Below are 17257 nucleotides of genomic sequence, written 5' to 3'. Positions count from 1 at the left end.
ACACACAATATGACGATTAAAATATATTGCCTACCGGGTACCATGTGCGATCAACGTCTGTGGCAGGCTTGCATCACTTACTTACCTGAAAATGTGGAGCTTATCCACATTGCCATCCCCGTAGAAAATAGTATTGATAAAATAGTCACTGCGCTTGAACAAAAATTCCCAGTAGGAAAAATAAATTTAGCGGGTTTTTCTTTAGGGGGATATATCGCGTCGGCTTTTGCGCTGAAATATCCTAATAAAATTAACAAACTACTGCTTATTTCTAATATGTCTTATTTGTTGCCACCTGCTCAATTAAAAGAGCGCAGCCGCACGATTGCTTATGTTAAATTGCATGGTTACTCAGGCATCACCAGCAAACGTATAACTGCCCTGCTGCATGCAAGCAAACACAACAATCAAGGCATCATTAACTGTATTAGAGCAATGGATATTGAGTTGGGTAAGGATACACTTATCCATCAATTAACAGTGACCACCCAACGCGAGAATTTATTAGTAAAACTTCCTACGCTTGCCATCCCCATTCAGTTCTTAATTGGTGATAATGACTCGCTGGTTAAGTTAACGCGCATTACCGCTATTTTAACGCAATCGCCGCTGATTTCTTTAATAACACTTGCCGACACCGGCCATATGTTACCGCTTGAACAACCAGAAAAGTGTGCTGGCAATATGATTCGTTTTTTTATCGAGTAATAAGCATTTAAACAAGGTAAAATGACGTATTATTTTTATGCCAAGGAATTCCCGTTGAGCCAGCTTAGTTTTTCCACCTTACAACTCAAACCTGAGTTAATTCAAAATTTAGAGTCTATGGGTTATCAACAGATGACCGACATTCAAGCCCAAAGCTTGCCAACTATTATTGCCGGTGGTGACGTTATTGCCCAAGGTAAAACAGGCTCTGGTAAAACCGCTGCCTTTGGCCTAGGTGTTTTAGAAAAACTAGACGTAAAACGTTTTCGTATTCAAACACTGATCCTTTGTCCAACACGTGAATTAGCCGACCAAGTAGCGAAAGAAATTCGTAAATTGGCCCGTGCCATCCATAACATAAAAATATTGACCCTTTGTGGCGGTATGCCTTTTGGCCCGCAAGTCGGTTCTTTAGAGCATGGCGCTCATATCATTGTTGGCACGCCAGGAAGAATTGAAGATCATTTAGGTAAAGGCACATTGAAATTAGACGATGTGAATATGCTAGTGCTCGATGAAGCCGACCGTATGCTAGAAATGGGCTTCCAAGCCTCCGTTGACTTTATTATTAGCCAAATTCCTCAACAACGACAAACCTTATTATTTAGTGCAACTTACCCGGCAGAAATTGCCGATATTGCTAAAAAAATAATGCAATCACCGACCAAGGTAACCGTTGAGGGGAATCACGAAGAAAGCACCATATCACAGCATTTTTATAAGGTAGAGAATGACAGCGAGCGTATCGACGGTATCCGTTTATTGTTATTAAAGCATCAACCTGAATCAAGCATCGTTTTTTGTAACACCAAAAAAGACGTACAAATTGTTGTCAATGAACTACGTAATTACGGTTTTAATGTTCAAGATTTACATGGCGATTTAGAGCAAAGAGATCGTACCGAAGTATTAGTTCGCTTTGCCAATAAAAGTATTTCAATTTTAGTCGCCACCGATGTTGCCGCGCGTGGTTTAGACATTGATGCGCTAGATGCAGTATTTAATTATCATATCGCTCGTGATAGCGAAATTCATGTACACCGTATTGGCCGCACAGGCCGAGCGGGTAGCACAGGTATTGCTTGTTCTTTTTTCAGTGAAAAAGAAAGCTACAAAATAGGTTTATTAGAAGATTACCTTGACCGAACTATCGAAGGCGAATTACTGCCAGACGCTAGTGTATTAAACGCCTCGGTGTATTCTCCGAAAATGGCAACAATACAAATAGATGGCGGTAAAAAGCAAAAAGTACGTGCGGGCGATATCCTTGGCGCTCTAACTGGCGATAAAACTATTTCAGCTAGCGAAGTGGGAAAAATTCAATTATCAGATAACTGGGCTTATGTAGCTGTAAGTCGAAAGTTTGCCAAACAAGCCTTTAAAAAACTTAGTGATGGCAAGTTAAAAGGTCGTAAATTTAGAGTGAGATTACTATAGTTACTATCGGTTAAAACAGTATTTATCAATAACGAGGTTTTATAAAATGATTGTATTTTAATGAAAACCTCGTATGATACTGTTGTTTTGTACAGTTAATTTTGATTGTATAAGCGGTTTTAAATCGTATATGATAAAACCATCAAGCGTAATATTGATCCTATAAGGGAAAAAAAATGGCAGTTGAAAGTCGATTTGTCGTCATTAGACAAGGTGTGGAGGTAGAAACATTCATGGATAAAAAAGCAGCAGACGAGTATGACAAAATGCTTGATATGGCTGACAGCTTAGCCGAGATGTTTGAAGCCAGCAGCTTTAATATTGATGAAAAAGTGCGTGAAGAACTCTGTATTTATCTAGCTAAGAATCGTGAAGATGTGCTTGTTGCTTTGCAAGCTAAGAAAGCTAAGCCAGAGACTGCTGCTAAAAAGAACGTTACAGCACCAGTTGAAACAGTAAATAGCACTGACTCGTCGCCAGAAATTGAAGCAACAGCAAAAGTAAAAGCGCCACGTAAGGCTAAAGCGAGCACAAGTAAATAAAGTGCGCTGTACTGGTTTGAATTTATCTTTACTTAACACTAGATAATATTGAATTATGTTGTCATATCAGCTCATTCGTAGCGTTAAAAGAAAAACGGTTGGCTTACAAGTTAAGCACGGAAAAATTATAATCCGTGCGCCAAAATATGTTTCTGAAGATGATATAGCGAACATTGTTAAATCAAAAAGCCTTTGGCTGCACAGAAAAATTGCCGAGCAAAACGCACAACCTGCCACTCAAAATAATCATTATCAAAAAGATAGCCAATTGCTTATTAATGGCGAACTTAAAACACTTGATATTCATTATGGTCTATTTCCAGAAATAACGCTTCATCAAGATATCATCATAGCGACTCTCGCTAGTAAATTAAAAATCAAAGTAGCTGATGATATAAAGAACCAAGATAAATATGTAAAGCAACAACTTGAAGCTTGGTTAAAGCAGCAAACTTATGCTTATATTGATGAAAACTTATCTCATTATGCGGAAAAAATTGGTGTTTTACCCAAATCGTTTAAAGTCAGATTATATAAGTCTAGATGGGGCAGCTGTAATAGTAGAAGTGAACTGAGTTTCAGTTCTTTATTAGCCATGACGCCTAAATGGATTATCGATTATGTAATAGTTCACGAGCTTTGTCATCTTAGGCACATGAATCATTCAACTAAGTTTTGGCAATTAGTTGCGCTTAACTACCCTAACTACGCTTCAGCTAAAACGTGGTTAAAATCCCACCAAAACCAATTACAATGGCCGACTCTTTAATGGTCATAATATCCTCGTAGGGGATAAATGAGCGAATAAATAAATCTTTTTATAAAGAAGATAAAATCAATTCAGTATTAGACTAATAAAATTATCAACAATTTCTTCAACTTACATTATATTGTGGCACGAATATCGCTTAGTATTTGAATACTAATTTAAATTCACAGGATATGACAATTTATTAGCCATTGTTATAATCAATAGATGAAGAGATAAATGATGAAATTCAAAACATACAGCTGGAAAGCTATTGCGATTTATACCCTTTCGACAATAATGTCTATCGTGTTAATTAACCTAATAATCACCTTCTAATTAGGTAAAAAAATAAAAGTATCACGGCAAAATTATCACTAATTTTTGACCGTATTATTATTAGCTTGTTGTTATATTGTGCAATTATTAGAGAGATCTTCATTAAAAGCATAAAAAATCAGCATTTTGTACTTTATTAATTAACAGTACCGCTTATTTAAGGTAGATTAACGCCATAAAATAAAAAAAATAAAGGATTACCCATTACATGAGCTTTTCAGTTCTTGTTTGTGATGACTCTAATATGGCCCGTAAACAAGTTTTACGTAGCTTACCAGAGCAACTATCAGCTAATGCACAATTAGCAAAAAATGGTCAAGAAGCTGTTGAACTTTTACGCAGTCAAGTATTTGACATTCTATTTCTAGACCTTACCATGCCTGTTTTAGATGGCTTAGGTGTACTCCAAACCCTAAAAGATGAAAACATTACACCGGCAATTTTTGTTATATCAGCCGATATACAACCAGAAATGCAAAGTAAAGTGCTTGAACTCGGTGCCAAAGCTTTTTTACGTAAACCAGTTGAATTAGAAGTCCTTAACACTAACCTAAGAAATCATGGTTTTTTATGAGCAACCTCAACTTAAATGAAGATCAGCAAGATTGTTTACAAGAAATAATTAATGTTGCTATGGGTCAAGCAAGTGACCAACTTGCCCGATACTTAAATACCTTTGTTTATTTAAAAGTACCTAGTATTGAACAAGTCAGTACGCTAAGCCTGCTTAACTCGTTAAACAGTGATGAAAATTCTGCTGCGGTAGTAAGTCAAGGCTTCTTTGGTTACGAAGGCATTCGCGGTGAAGCACTGCTTATGTACAAGCCAAAAGATTCTGATCGACTTGCAGATTTACTGGGCTATGAGCCTGATGAATTATCTGTTGAAGAACAAATTATCGACTTAAGCTCTATTTTAACCACCACCTTCTTAAATGTTTTTGCTAAACAAATAGATAATCAAATGTCTTACAGTGCGCCGCGTTTATTAGCGGGTTCACAAAGTGCAATATCCGATCATCTTGCCCAACAATCATTTAATTGGGACTTAGCTTTAAAAGTTAAAATAACTTATCAAGTTACTGACTATTCATTTAATTGCGATATGGTTTTGTTTATTCCTGAGTCAGCAATTATTAATATAAAAACAGTTATTGACAGAATTTTGGAAGAGTTCTAAATGCTTGCTGATGATATTTGTCCTGATATTGCCAACAAATTAAATACCGGTATTCTCATCATAGATAGTCAATACAATATCGTATTTTGGAATCGGTATTTACAAATTCATGCTAACAAAAAGCCTGAAAATGTTATCGGACAAGATATTTTTATTGTCTTTCCCGAGCTGCCAGAAAAGTGGTTCAAAAGAAAAATTGAAAGTGTCTTTCAACTAAAAACCCAGTCTTTTTGCTCATGGGAACAAAGACATCACCTTTTTGAATTGCCTCATACCCGCCCTATGACGACAGACAGTCACTTTATGGCTCAAAACTGTACCTTTTTGCCGCTTGAAAATAAAGAGGCTAACGAGCACGTTTGTATTCTTATCGAAGATGTTACCGATGTATGCCATTACCAAAGTAAGCTAAACAAAACACTTGAAGAGCTTGCACAGGCTAATCGTATCGATGGCTTAACACAAGTCTTTAACCGCAAGCATTGGGAAGAGTGTCTCGAAAAAGAATTTTCGCGCGCACGTCGTTATCAGCATGGTTTAGCGCTTATTATGTTCGATTTAGATCATTTCAAATTACTTAATGATACTTACGGACATTTAGGTGGCGACATAGTATTAATAGAAACCGCTAAAGTGATCAGTGAACTACTGCGCTTAGGTGACTTATTCGGTCGCTATGGCGGTGAAGAGTTTGCAATTATTCTGCCTAATACCGATCTTGTTGGCGCTTTAGATGTTGCTGAGCGGATCCGTGTTGCGATCAGCAAAAATATCATTAACTTTCAAGAAGTCGAAATAAATGTTACCGCCAGTGTTGGTGTTGCAGTCATCACCGAAGCAGACACCCGTTATGAAGACTTAATATCCCGCACAGACCTTGCCTTATATGACGCTAAGGCTTCTGGAAGAAACATAGTTTGCGCTGCAAAAGAGACTATTCCAGCCTAAAAAACTGAATATATTCGCTTTATTATCCAAATAAAACCCTCTTACTGCTTATTTATGAATAAAATATAACTTTTTATTCATAAATAACTATTGACAGTAAAACACTGCTCAGGCATTTTATAACCATGAAAACATTTGTCCGTCGTATTACCATTATTATTATCACTACCACCCTCAATGGGATGGTTGTCATCGGCTGACGTGTAAAAAACACATAAATAAAAGCCCGTGACCCCTTAGGTTCCGGGCTTTTTTTTGTTTTAAGGTTTTAATCATTGCAAGTTCTTTGGCTCGCAAAGAATTTACAATAAAAAGGAAGTAAAATGCGTGTATTAAAGTTTGGCGGTTCATCTCTAGGGTCAGCAGAACGTTTTGTGCAAGTTGCCAAAATTATAGCTGACAAAAGTAACGATTCTGCCGTTGCCGTCGTTGTTTCCGCCCCACAAGGCGTAACCAACCATTTAGTGGCTATGGCAGAGAATATTAGTGATGAAATAAAATTACAGAATGATTTAGAACACTTCAGAAAAGCTATTATAACCATTATTGATGATCTTGGTGCCAGCTTACCAAAATTCAGCCCATTACATGCAGAGCAAGTCCTTATAAACTGGGAGCATAAGCTTTCACGTTATCTGCAGGGTGCGACTATGTTGTCTTATTGTCCGGATCATATCCGCGCTATAATTATCAGCATAGGTGAGCGTTTAAGTGTTGCCTTGCTCGAATCAGTGTTGAACGCACAAAGTATTAAAACGTCTGTTATTGAACCAGAAAAATTTTTAATCACCAACGATGCGTCTCTTAATGCAGTCGCTGATTTAGTCTTATCAAAAGAAAACTTCGAAAACCATTACAACAATCTCAATAAAGTTGCCTTAATGCCGGGTTTCATCGGTGTTAACAAACAAGGGCAAGTAACGACGCTTGGCCGCAATGGTTCTGATTACTCTGCCGCTGTTCTCGCGGTTTGTGCTCAAGCTGAGTGTTGTGAAATATGGACGGATGTTGATGGTGTGTTTAACGCAGATCCTCGCCTAATAAAGGAAGCAAAATTACTTGATTACTTATCGTATCAAGAAGCGATGGAGCTTTCATATTTTGGTGCTAGCGTGCTACACCCAAAAACGATTGGCCCCATCGCTCAATTTCATATTCCTTGTTTGATTAAAAATACCGGTAATCCTGCTGCGCCAGGAACCTTAATATCTAACGAGGATGATCAAACTAAAAAAGTTAAAGCGATATCTAATCTTGATGATTTAACCATGGTCAATGTATCAGGACCGGGCATGAAAGGCATGGTTGGCATGGCAAGTCGTGTATTTGCCACTATGAGTCAAGAAAAAATTTCTTTAGTCTTAATTAGCCAGTCTTCCAGCGAATACTGTATCAGTTTTTGTATTCACACCAGTGATGCTGAATTAGCCGAACTAAGCTTACAACAAGAGTTCGAACTAGAGTTACTCAATGGTTTACTTGAACCGTTGAAGTTACAACATGAATTATCGATTATTTCTTTAGTTGGTGACGGTATGCATCATCAACAAGGAGTTGCTGCTAAGTTTTTCAGTTCATTAGCCCAAGCGCGTGTCAATGTCATCGCTATTGCCCAAGATTCGTCAGAGCGTAGTATTTCTGTTGTGGTAGAAAAACGTAAATGTACTGATGCAATGAAAGTCAGTCATCAAAATTTCTTCACCCACAAACCCACTATTGATGTATTCCTTGTTGGCTGCGGTGTCGTTGGTAGCGAGCTTCTTGCGCAAATTGCTCGTCAACAACCTAAGCTTAAAAAGCAAAATATTTCTTTAAAGGTGTACGGCATTGCTAACAGTAAAGGTATGGTTTTTAATACTGAAGGTATTGATTTAGATAACTGGCAAGCAGAAATGAAAAGTGACGCTGTTCCAGTAAATGTTGAAAACATCAAGGCTTTTGTCCGCGAGAATCACCTGATTAATCCGGTATTAGTCGACTCAACATCTAGTGAGTCTTTAGCGATGAGCTATGTAGAGTACCTTGAAGAGGGTTTTAATATTGTAACGCCAAATAAAAAAGCCAATACTGACTCTTGGCAATACTATCAAGCGTTGCGCAGTGCAGCACAGAAGTCTAACCGTCGCTTCTTATATGAAACAACAGTTGGTGCTGGCTTACCCGTAATTGATACCTTACAAAGCTTGCTAAAAGCGGGTGATGAATTAGTACGTTTTGAAGGGATATTGTCTGGTTCACTTTCCTATATGTTTGGAAAACTAGAAGAAGGTATGACCGTTTCTCAAGCCACCGCTATCGCCAAAGAAAATGGCTTTACCGAGCCTGACCCTCGTGACGATTTAAGCGGTATGGACGTAGCGCGTAAATTGTTAATCATGGCGCGTGAAGCAGGAATACCGCTTGAGTTATCAGATATCTCTATAGAATCAGTGTTACCTGCAAACTTTGATGCGAGTGGTGATGTCAGTGAATTTATGAAGAACTTAGCGAAAATAGATGATGAATTTTCTCAACGAGTAAAAGTCGCAAAAGCTGAAGGTAAAGTTTTACGTTATATCGGCAATATAGTTGATGGAAAATGTAAAGTTGCCATTGAAGCTGTTGCCAATGATCATCCACTTTATAGTGTTAAAGATGGTGAAAATGCGTTGGCAATACATAGCCGTTATTACCAACCACTACCGTTTGTATTACGCGGTTATGGCGCAGGTGCTGCGGTTACCGCCGCCGGTGTGTTTGGTGATCTATTAAGAACATTAGCATGGGAGCAACAGCACTAATGACTATATCTGTTTTTGCTCCCGCATCAATAGGCAACCTAAACGTTGGCTTTGATGTTTTAGGTCTAGCGGTTAAGCCCATTGATGGTACTTTGTTAGGTGATGTAGTTACTATAGAGTTAGCCACAGAGAATAAGCTGATTGTGATTGGTGAATTTGCCAATAAACTACCGGGTAAGGCCACAGACAATATTGTTTGGCATTGTCTAGAGCTATACAACCTAGCACTTGAAAAAGCGCAACAAGCGGTTAAAAAAGTACAACTAACACTAGATAAAAAGATGCCGGTTGGCAGTGGTTTGGGCTCAAGTGCTTGTTCTGTAGTCGCAGCTCTGGTCGCACTCAATGAATTCTATCAGCAATATTTTGATGATAAAACACTGTTATTTATGATGGGTCAAATGGAGGCAAAAATAAGTGGCAGTTTGCATTACGACAATGTCGCACCATGTTATTTAGGTGGTTTGCAATTAATGGTGCCAGACAAACAGCTTATTAGCCAGAGTTTGCCCCTATTTGATCATTGCTACTACGTAATGGCTTACCCAGGTATTAATGTCTCAACGAAAGCTGCGCGCGATGTTTTACCCAAGCAATACAGTCGTGCTGACGCCATTACTTTCGGACAAAATTTAGCAACTTTTGTTGATGCTTGCCACCGTAATGATAAACAACAAGCATTTTCAGTACTCAAAGATGTACTTGCAGAGCCTTATCGTCAGCACTTGTTACCAAAATTTATCGAAGCTAAAGACTATTTAAGCGCTCAAGGTCATTTAGCTGTAGGCATTTCAGGATCAGGGCCTACCTTATTTTGTGTCTGTGATTCGCTTGAAAAAGCCCAAGATAGCGCGCTTTGGTTACAAAAAAATTATTTACAAACAGACTCAGGTTTTGTTCATGTCTGTCAGGTTGACTTAACGGGTGCTGAGAGATTGCCCGCTTAATCACTTTATTAAAAATACCAAATTTATTAGGAATATGTTGTGAAATTTTATAATTTAAAAGAAAACGATGAACAAGTCAGTTTTGCTGGTGCAGTTAAGCAAGGACTAGGAAAAAATCAGGGACTCTTTTTTCCTGAAACAATCCCAGTGTTAGATAATATCGATGAATTACTCGCTATGCCTTTAGTTGAAAGAAGTGTACATGTCCTCTACCCGTTTGTAGAAGGTGATTTAACTAAAGCGCAATTAACTGAGATTGTGACCAGTGCTTTTAACTTTCCAGCACAAATTCAACCCATCAATAAAGACAGAGCTATATTAGAGCTTTTTCATGGTCCAACACTCGCCTTTAAAGATTTTGGCGCGCGTTTTATGGCTAAATGTTTGCAAGTTTTTAGCAAAGATAAAAAGATCACTATATTAACGGCGACCTCAGGTGACACGGGCGCGGCGGTTGCTCATGCTTTTCATAACATTGAAAATATTCGTGTGGTGATCTTATATCCGAAAGGAAAAATCAGCCTGCTACAAGAAAAAATGTTTACGACCTTAGGCGGCAATATTGAAACACTCGCTATTGACGGGAGTTTTGATGATTGTCAGGCGTTAGTTAAAAAGTCATTCGATGATAGAGAGCTAGCTACTACTATAGGTTTAAATTCAGCTAACTCAATAAATATCAGCCGCTTATTAGCTCAGGTATGTTACTACTTTGAAGGGTTTGCACAGTTATCTCGTCAAAAGTGTAAAAGCGAATTAAACGATGTTGTGGTATCGATTCCCAGTGGTAACTTTGGTAACTTAACCGCTGGTTTATTTGCTAAAGCACTCGGTTTACCGATAAAAAGATTTATTGCGGCAACAAATGCCAACGATACTGTGCCTCGTTACCTAAAAACAGGTGAGTGGACGCCTAATGCTACTGTAGCGACAATTTCAAATGCTATGGATGTTAGCGATCCTAACAACTGGCCTCGCGTTGAACATATGCTAAAGTCTGGCATAGTTCCTAGCGATTGTATTAGTTCAGTTTCAATTGATGAAGAACAAACACAGTCAACTGTTTTACAGTTAGCCAAGCTGGGTTACATCAGTGAACCACATGCAGCCGTTGCCTATAAAGCGTTACAGTACAATGCAGATGAAGGTGAATTTGGTGTGTTTTTAGGCACCGCACACCCAGCAAAATTCAAAGAGGTGGTTGAAAGTATTTTAGGACAACCAATCGGTCTACCAAAAGAGCTTGCTGACTGCGCCAGCGAAACCATTTTATCAAAAGATATGGCCGCTAACTTTAGCGACTTACGTGATTATTTATTATTAAACGATCACTAATTTCGTTCAGTTAAAAACACGTTTATAATGGTCGTTAATTTAGATTAACGGCCATTTTTATACCTCATGATAAATCAAAATATTAAGCCGCAATGGCAACAACTTATTAATCAAGAACAAGCCAAGCCATATTTCATCGAACTAAACCAAGTAATTTCTCAACAACGAGCAAAGGGCGAAGTTATATTTCCTGCGCAAAACGATATTTTTAATACTTTTTGTTATCAAGATATTAAAGACACTAAAGTGGTTATTTTAGGGCAAGATCCCTACCACGGTGAAGATCAAGCTCACGGACTCGCTTTTTCTGTGCAACCCGGCATTAAAGTCCCACCTTCATTAGTCAATATTTATAAAGAGCTTGTTAATGAGTTTGCTGACTTTAATAAGCCAAGCCACGGTTGCTTAACGCAGTGGGCAGAGCAAGGGGTGTTATTACTGAATACGGTTTTAACCGTCAAACAAGCACAGGCTCATTCTCATGCTAAGTTAGGTTGGGAAACATTTACTGATGCAGTAATAAAGCACATTAATCAAGAAAGTAGCGGTTGTGTATTCTTACTTTGGGGAGCTCATGCGCAAAAGAAAGGAAAAAACATTAATACCGAAAAGCATTTTGTATTAAACGGGCCACATCCTTCACCTTTATCGGCATATCGCGGTTTTTTTGGCTGTCAGCATTTCTCAAAAACCAACCAATGGTTACAATCAAAAAATATGACTCCGATAAACTGGCAGTTGCCTGAACAAGCATAAGGTTAACTAAAAAAAGATACAGCCCTTAGTAAACATCAGCAAAGGGCTCCTTTTTATTAAAAATAAGATGTTAACTTATAACTTGAATAGTCCTAGATTTTTATCCGTTAACGCATCACGCCAACCCCCTAGCCATTCTGATTTTGCATCCGTATTTTGATAAGGACATTTTTCTTTTGTTTTTCCGGTGAGGCCTGCTTTATAACCATTGGAATGTGCTCTGCCTAGACGATCTCTTTTCTTTGTTTGCATCGATAACTCTCCATCATTGTCTTGGTGATACTTATTAATACTTGTCGAATAAAACAGCAGTCGACAATTCAGTTAAGAATAAGCAAGAGGCTAAATCAAGTAAAATTACGATTAAAAAGTGTTCGACAGTTAATGATTGAGAGCTGAAAAATCCTAATTATAAGATTAAATAAATAAAACAATTTGTTAGCAACAAGCGTTATTACCTATGATTATTAAAAGTTATTTTTATATAAAAAATTATTTTAATGTTGTGGAATACCTAAGCGACTTGAGCGTAACAGTGGTTCTAACATGCCTTCAAGACCATTGAGTTTTATTTCGTAAATTAATTCAAGTTGCTGTCCTAGCTTACCTTCAGGAAAACCTTTTGATTTAAACCACACTAAGTAAGGCTCTGGCAATTTTAGTAAGGGTCTACCTGCATATTTTCCAAAAGGCATTATTTGATTTACAGCATCGAGCAAAGCTTGTTGATCTGAAAACATAGTTTCTCTACTTATTAAATTTTCTTGTCGGGATAATAACTCAAAACCTTTTAACATCATAAAAGTGTCACAAGGTCTATTTATAATCATCCTAAGTTTATCGACTAACTTCAAACAGGGAACGAACATGTCTATAATAAGAAAACGCAGTGCGGCGCACAAAGCTTATATTCCTTCAAATGCGCGAGATAACCAATATATTTTAGCTGAGTTTGCCATTACCGATGAATTAATAGAGTTAATTTCTCCAAATATTTCAACGCATAGCACTCAACCTTACTATGATTTTTATCAAAGTTTATCACAATTATTATTTACGCTAAGTAATGACTATGCGATACAAAGTAGCTTATTTATTGCTAACGATAAATTAGTTCGCGTTCGCTACAGTCAAGAAATGCACCAATGGCAAACCAGCCAGCAAATTTTATTTTATTACGATCCTCAAAGTCATCAATTACAAAATTCTTTTTTTGATGCCAGTATTCGCGCAAAAAAGATCACCCTGCTGTTTTTAGCCTCTGGCGACGACATTCGTTTTAATGCCGCGGCATTTCATCAAAAAGTGACTCGGTTACTGCATAGTTTTATCGAGCAAACAAAATTACCTAACCAAGCGATACGTTTACGTGATCATCAACATCTTACTTATGATTTATTTGCTAAAAATAAAGGCTGCTTAGGCACACAAGCACATAAATTACGGCCGATTGATGAACGCTATAAATCACAAAACGTTGTTATAACACCGAACGCATCGGCAATAAGTTATGCGGTAATTAATCTAACGATTGATAACCGTTTATTGGGTTTAGTCGACATTGATGCCAATTCTAAAGATCCATACAATCCGCTTTATACTTATTTAACTGATACTTTTTCACTGGTGGCTAAGCGCTTTAATTTAAATAATGGGGCGTTAATCGCTAATGGTTTAGTCCCCATTGTCCGACATAGTTTGCATGAAATAATTTCTAAGATGGGTGAGTTACAAATGTTAGGTTATAACCCTAAACAGAGTCCCTGTGGCTTGGTGAGTAAATGGAAAGCCGATGAGTTAGTTGATAACGTACAACTTATCTTTGTGGCTACCGCAGAAGATTCCCAGCACAGCGGCTATGGCAAGTTTATTAACCAAATAGAACAGGCAATGCGTTTATTAGCGACCGAACTCGAAATCCCCATTAATAAAGATGAATTAACGTTAAGGTTTCACCAGCATATTGCTTATAATATTGAAAACTAAGGTTAATCAACTTCGCCATTAACCGTTGGTTTTTTCTGTAGCTTGCGTTGTAGGGTTCTGCGGTGCATTGAAAGCTGACGAGCCGTTGCTGAAACATTACCATTATTAAATTTTAAGACTTGTTGAATATACTCCCATTCAACCTGCTCGGTTGACAACGTTGGCTCATTTATAATGTTTGTTGCTGAATTTGCAGCCAATGTTGATTTTTTTAGCGACGAACTGTTAGCGTTTTTAGCCAAAGCCGATAATAAAGTCTGTGTATCGACCGGCTTGGTTAAGTAATCATCTGCGCCAAGCTTTATTGCGTCAACTGCAGTAGCGATACTGGCAAAACCAGTTAATAAAATAATACGACTCTTTGGCAATAGCTTCCTCATCGGATTAATCAAATTTAAGCCACTTTCATGATGGAGTTTCATATCGAGTAATATGAATTCTGGCAATTGACGATGACAGGTTAATAATGCATCGTTAATATTATCGGCCAACCAACAGCTGTAGCCATGTTTTTCCATACGCCTTTTAAGCGTATTAGCAAAGGTACTGTCATCTTCAACAATTAATAATTTCATTCACTTTTTTCCTGCATATCATTAACCACTAACGGTAACTTCAACGTTACTAATGCACCACCCGCAACGTGATTGGTTAAGGTAAGTGTCACACCTAATCGCTCTAAACTTGCATGACTCAAAAATACCGCCATACCTAATCCTTGCTTGCTGTTTACGGGTTTAACGCCTAACTCACTTAGTGTTAATTGGGTAAAACCACAACCAAAATCACGAATACTGAGTTGCCAATTTTTTTCATCAAACAAGCTAGATAACTCAATTTTATCACTACCGCTGGCTTTAGTGGCTCGAATCGCATTATTAACTAAATTTAAAATCGCTGGCAATAATGAAGCATCAGCCAATACTTTAGCGTTTTCACTGAGTATTGATTGGTGCGTCTCAGACAAAAAGTTCACCCTAACATCAGGATAATTTAAGTTAATATGATCACGCATTTCTTGCACAATATCAGCACAAAGTACCTCTTTTGACTTTTGCTCTTTAATCTCGAAAACCATTTTACGAAACTCAGCTAAACTTCTGCTACAACGTAATAACTGTCCTTGTAGGTCAACAATCGCAGGGTGCTCAGGTAGCTCTTCACTGAGTTCATCGACAAGCAGCTGTACAGTTGCTATCGGAGTAGCGAGCTGATGAGTTATTTGCGCAGAAGCGACCCCTAATGACATAATTTTTTCTTGCTTTAATTGCTCTTCCCGAAAAGCAGCTATCGCCTGTTCTTTTTGAGAAATTCTTCGTGCCATTTGGCCAACAACGGTTGCAACAACAATGCTAGAAAAAAGAAAATTGATCCACATACCAATAAAGTGGCTTTGCATATTGCCATGCATTACTGACATGGGTAATAACCACAATAAAACACTGTATGAAGCAATCGCTAATAGTGCCACACTTCCAAGTAACAGCGGTGTTAACGTCACAGCAGCAATAGCAATAGGAATAAGTAATAACGAGACAAAAGCATTAGTTGCTCCGCCGCTAAAATACAAAATAAGTGAGAGAAATAAGATATCAGCGCAAATCTGCCCAAGTAAGGCGAGCTTATCGGCTTCTTTCCCAGATTTATAATATAAATAGCTGACTAACGTAAATAAAGCTTCAATTGAAATAACAATAATGAGCGGTAACCAAGGCAGCTGATAGTTTAAAACGCCATTAACAAAAAGTATTAATATCAGCTGAATAATAATTGCCGCACTGCGCAATAAAAGAACGGTGCGAACTTGGTTAAACTTTCTAAAAAATAAAGACATAATATTTTTATATTGGTTAATCGTATTTGTTGATGTTACGCTAATTTTTATAATTTTAACTGATCAAAAACAGTTTATTTTAAATTTCAGATAAAAACATATAGACATCTAAACGTCTATTGTTATACAGTTATTTTAATCAAATTTATTAAGGTTTATTTTAATGTCATCACATGAAGAAAAAATCACCCTGGCAGGCGGTTGCTTTTGGTGTATTGAAGGTGCATACAACCAATTAATCGGCATTAAGTCTGCCGTATCAGGTTATATGGGCGGTAGCGCCGCGCTAGCAACTTATGAAGACGTTTGCTCGGGTCAAACCGGTCATGCAGAAGTCGTGCAGTTAACTTTTGATAGCGCAGCGATCACTTCTCGTGAAATATTAGAAGTGTTTTTCACGCTACACGATGCCAGCCAATTAAATCGTCAAGGTAACGATATAGGAACCCAGTATCGCTCAGGGATTTTTTATCACAACAAAGAACAACAGCAAATTGCTGAAGATATTATTAAAGAAGTCGACGCCAGCAATATGTATAGCTCAGCGGTTGTGACCGAAGTAACTCAAGCGTCAGAGTTCTTTTCTGGTGAAGATGTTCATCAAGACTATTTCAATAATAATCCTGGTAATCCTTACTGTCAGGCGATTGTTTCGCCTAAGCTCGCAAAATTTAGAAAAACGTTCGTGGGTAAATTAAAACCATCATAAACTTAAAGCCATATTGTCAGCTTGAGAATAAAATCTCACCTTCCACAAAGTGCGTAACACTGAAGTAATCAGTGTCACGCATCTACTGCCAGTACTGATTTAATACATCAAGGTATACAGTTTTCTGCGAAATTTATTGGCTAATGGATCGCCATCAGGTAAAGCCTTTAACACATCAAGATAAAGATCTTTGCTGGCAGCATCACTACTGTCTTTTTGCATTAAACGAAACAGTAACGTCAACGCTTCTTCATGTCGATTGACTTGGCTGTATTGCGCAACAAGTTGATGTTGTAAAGCAATGTTGTCAACGTCGTCCACTAACTGTGCTTCTAGTGCTTTAATTTCTGGTGAGTCTGCGGCTTGACTGGCAAGCTCAAGTTTAGCGATAAGCGCTTGATAGTGACTGTCTTGGTCAACCATTAAAATAGTGGTTAATAAAGATTCGGCTTCGCTTATTTTACCCGTTTGTAAATAAACATCTGCCATCATTAATTTAATATCGGCACGTTCACTATTAAGTTGATAAGCACTATTAATGACCGTGAAGGCATCATTAATATTATTATCAGCTAATAACTTTTGCGCCTGAATGAGTAATAAGTCTTCTTCTTTAGGTAAATGATTCGCTAAAAATTCTTTTATATTGTCGTCATCTTGTGGCCCAGTTAAACCATCAAGTGGTTGACCATCTTTCACTAAAATCGCCGTAGGTAAACCTTGAATACCAAATTGTTGGGCAATTTGTTGCTGAGTTTGACAATCAACCGTGGCGTATAATATATACTGCTCAAAACCCTGCAAGCCGATGGCTAGCTTATCTTTTAGCTCCAAACTTTCAGGGACCTGTGCCGCCCAAAAGTCAACTAAGACTAACTTCGATTTTGATTCTTCTAAAATAATTTGTTGAAAATTTTCTAGGGTAATTTCAATGGCATTTGTAGTCACATTCACTTCCATTTAGTTTATTGATGAGCGTCTATAATCTATATTTTGGGGCAATTATAAA

The 17257-nt window shown here is 37.7% G+C and carries 18 protein-coding genes; 13 read left to right on the top strand and 5 right to left on the bottom strand.

What is annotated here, in order from left to right:
* Positions 1 to 9 precede the first annotated feature (9 nt).
* The 11 genes from H4J70_RS02830 to ung all read left to right on the top strand — a co-directional run bounded on the left by H4J70_RS02830 (position 10) and on the right by ung (position 11719).
* On the top strand, positions 10 to 708 hold the full coding sequence (locus H4J70_RS02830; protein WP_182221166.1) for an alpha/beta fold hydrolase: 699 nt from the start codon (positions 10 to 12) through the stop codon (positions 706 to 708).
* A gap of 21 nt (positions 709 to 729) precedes the next feature.
* The gene (gene dbpA / locus H4J70_RS02825) at positions 730 to 2145 is read left to right on the top strand and encodes an ATP-dependent RNA helicase DbpA (RefSeq protein ID WP_182213229.1); all 1416 of its coding nucleotides are present in this window, start codon (positions 730 to 732) and stop codon (positions 2143 to 2145) included.
* A 176-nt stretch (positions 2146 to 2321) separates the two neighbouring features.
* Positions 2322 to 2687, top strand: a complete 366-nt coding sequence (locus H4J70_RS02820) for a YebG family protein (protein ID WP_070374830.1) — start codon at positions 2322 to 2324, stop codon at positions 2685 to 2687.
* A gap of 55 nt (positions 2688 to 2742) precedes the next feature.
* The gene (locus H4J70_RS02815; protein WP_182213227.1) at positions 2743 to 3456 is read left to right on the top strand and encodes a M48 family metallopeptidase; all 714 of its coding nucleotides are present in this window, start codon (positions 2743 to 2745) and stop codon (positions 3454 to 3456) included.
* A 526-nt stretch (positions 3457 to 3982) separates the two neighbouring features.
* Positions 3983 to 4348 (top strand): response regulator, encoded by a 366-nt coding sequence (locus H4J70_RS02810; protein ID WP_070374832.1) that lies wholly within the window; start codon positions 3983 to 3985, stop codon positions 4346 to 4348.
* Entirely contained in the window at positions 4345 to 4953 is a 609-nt protein-coding gene (locus H4J70_RS02805; RefSeq protein WP_182213225.1) for a chemotaxis protein, read from the top strand. The genes H4J70_RS02810 and H4J70_RS02805 overlap by 4 nt, the downstream gene beginning before the upstream one ends.
* Entirely contained in the window at positions 4954 to 5901 is a 948-nt protein-coding gene (locus H4J70_RS02800; RefSeq protein WP_182213223.1) for a sensor domain-containing diguanylate cyclase, read from the top strand.
* A gap of 323 nt (positions 5902 to 6224) precedes the next feature.
* The gene (thrA, locus tag H4J70_RS02795; RefSeq protein WP_182213221.1) at positions 6225 to 8681 is read left to right on the top strand and encodes a bifunctional aspartate kinase/homoserine dehydrogenase I; all 2457 of its coding nucleotides are present in this window, start codon (positions 6225 to 6227) and stop codon (positions 8679 to 8681) included.
* Positions 8681 to 9628, top strand: a complete 948-nt coding sequence (gene thrB, locus H4J70_RS02790) for a homoserine kinase (RefSeq protein WP_182250591.1) — start codon at positions 8681 to 8683, stop codon at positions 9626 to 9628. Before thrA ends, thrB begins: the two co-directional genes overlap by 1 nt.
* A gap of 39 nt (positions 9629 to 9667) precedes the next feature.
* Positions 9668 to 10963, top strand: coding sequence for a threonine synthase (thrC, locus tag H4J70_RS02785; RefSeq protein ID WP_070374836.1), 1296 nt, complete (start codon positions 9668 to 9670; stop codon positions 10961 to 10963).
* Positions 10964 to 11029: 66 nt separating this feature from the next.
* Positions 11030 to 11719: a uracil-DNA glycosylase gene (gene ung / locus H4J70_RS02780; RefSeq protein WP_182250590.1), complete on the top strand. Its 690-nt coding sequence runs from the start codon at positions 11030 to 11032 to the stop codon at positions 11717 to 11719.
* Between the two features lie 75 nt (positions 11720 to 11794).
* On the opposite strand, the gene rmf is transcribed toward ung, so the two are convergent.
* Together rmf and H4J70_RS02770 are read right to left on the bottom strand one after the other, a co-directional pair.
* Entirely contained in the window at positions 11795 to 11971 is a 177-nt protein-coding gene (rmf, locus tag H4J70_RS02775; RefSeq protein ID WP_070374838.1) for a ribosome modulation factor, read from the bottom strand.
* A 245-nt stretch (positions 11972 to 12216) separates the two neighbouring features.
* Complete coding sequence (locus H4J70_RS02770) at positions 12217 to 12459, bottom strand: DUF3820 family protein (RefSeq protein ID WP_070374839.1); 243 nt, start codon at positions 12457 to 12459, stop codon at positions 12217 to 12219.
* A gap of 127 nt (positions 12460 to 12586) precedes the next feature.
* Between H4J70_RS02770 and H4J70_RS02765 the strand changes: the two genes are divergently transcribed.
* Positions 12587 to 13705 carry a DUF3083 family protein gene (locus tag H4J70_RS02765; protein ID WP_182250589.1) on the top strand — a complete coding sequence of 373 codons (1119 nt, stop codon included), beginning with the start codon at positions 12587 to 12589 and terminating at the stop codon, positions 13703 to 13705.
* 2 nt (positions 13706 to 13707) lie between these two features.
* Here H4J70_RS02765 and H4J70_RS02760 read toward each other — a convergent pair whose 3' ends face one another.
* Entirely contained in the window at positions 13708 to 14280 is a 573-nt protein-coding gene (locus tag H4J70_RS02760; RefSeq protein WP_182221171.1) for a response regulator transcription factor, read from the bottom strand.
* Positions 14277 to 15539, bottom strand: a complete 1263-nt coding sequence (locus H4J70_RS02755) for a HAMP domain-containing sensor histidine kinase (protein ID WP_182213213.1) — start codon at positions 15537 to 15539, stop codon at positions 14277 to 14279. Before H4J70_RS02755 ends, H4J70_RS02760 begins: the two co-directional genes overlap by 4 nt.
* A gap of 163 nt (positions 15540 to 15702) precedes the next feature.
* Here H4J70_RS02755 and msrA point away from each other — a divergent pair, with 163 nt between their 5' ends.
* Entirely contained in the window at positions 15703 to 16248 is a 546-nt protein-coding gene (gene msrA / locus H4J70_RS02750) for a peptide-methionine (S)-S-oxide reductase MsrA (RefSeq protein WP_182221173.1), read from the top strand.
* Positions 16249 to 16347: 99 nt separating this feature from the next.
* Here msrA and H4J70_RS02745 read toward each other — a convergent pair whose 3' ends face one another.
* Positions 16348 to 17196, bottom strand: a complete 849-nt coding sequence (locus H4J70_RS02745) for a tetratricopeptide repeat protein (protein WP_310733497.1) — start codon at positions 17194 to 17196, stop codon at positions 16348 to 16350.
* Positions 17197 to 17257 lie beyond the last annotated feature (61 nt).

The sequence above is a fragment of the Colwellia sp. BRX8-9 genome (genome assembly GCF_014077245.1).
GTDB lineage: Bacteria > Pseudomonadota > Gammaproteobacteria > Enterobacterales > Alteromonadaceae > Colwellia_A.
This window is presented reverse-complemented; position numbering and strand designations above follow the sequence as displayed.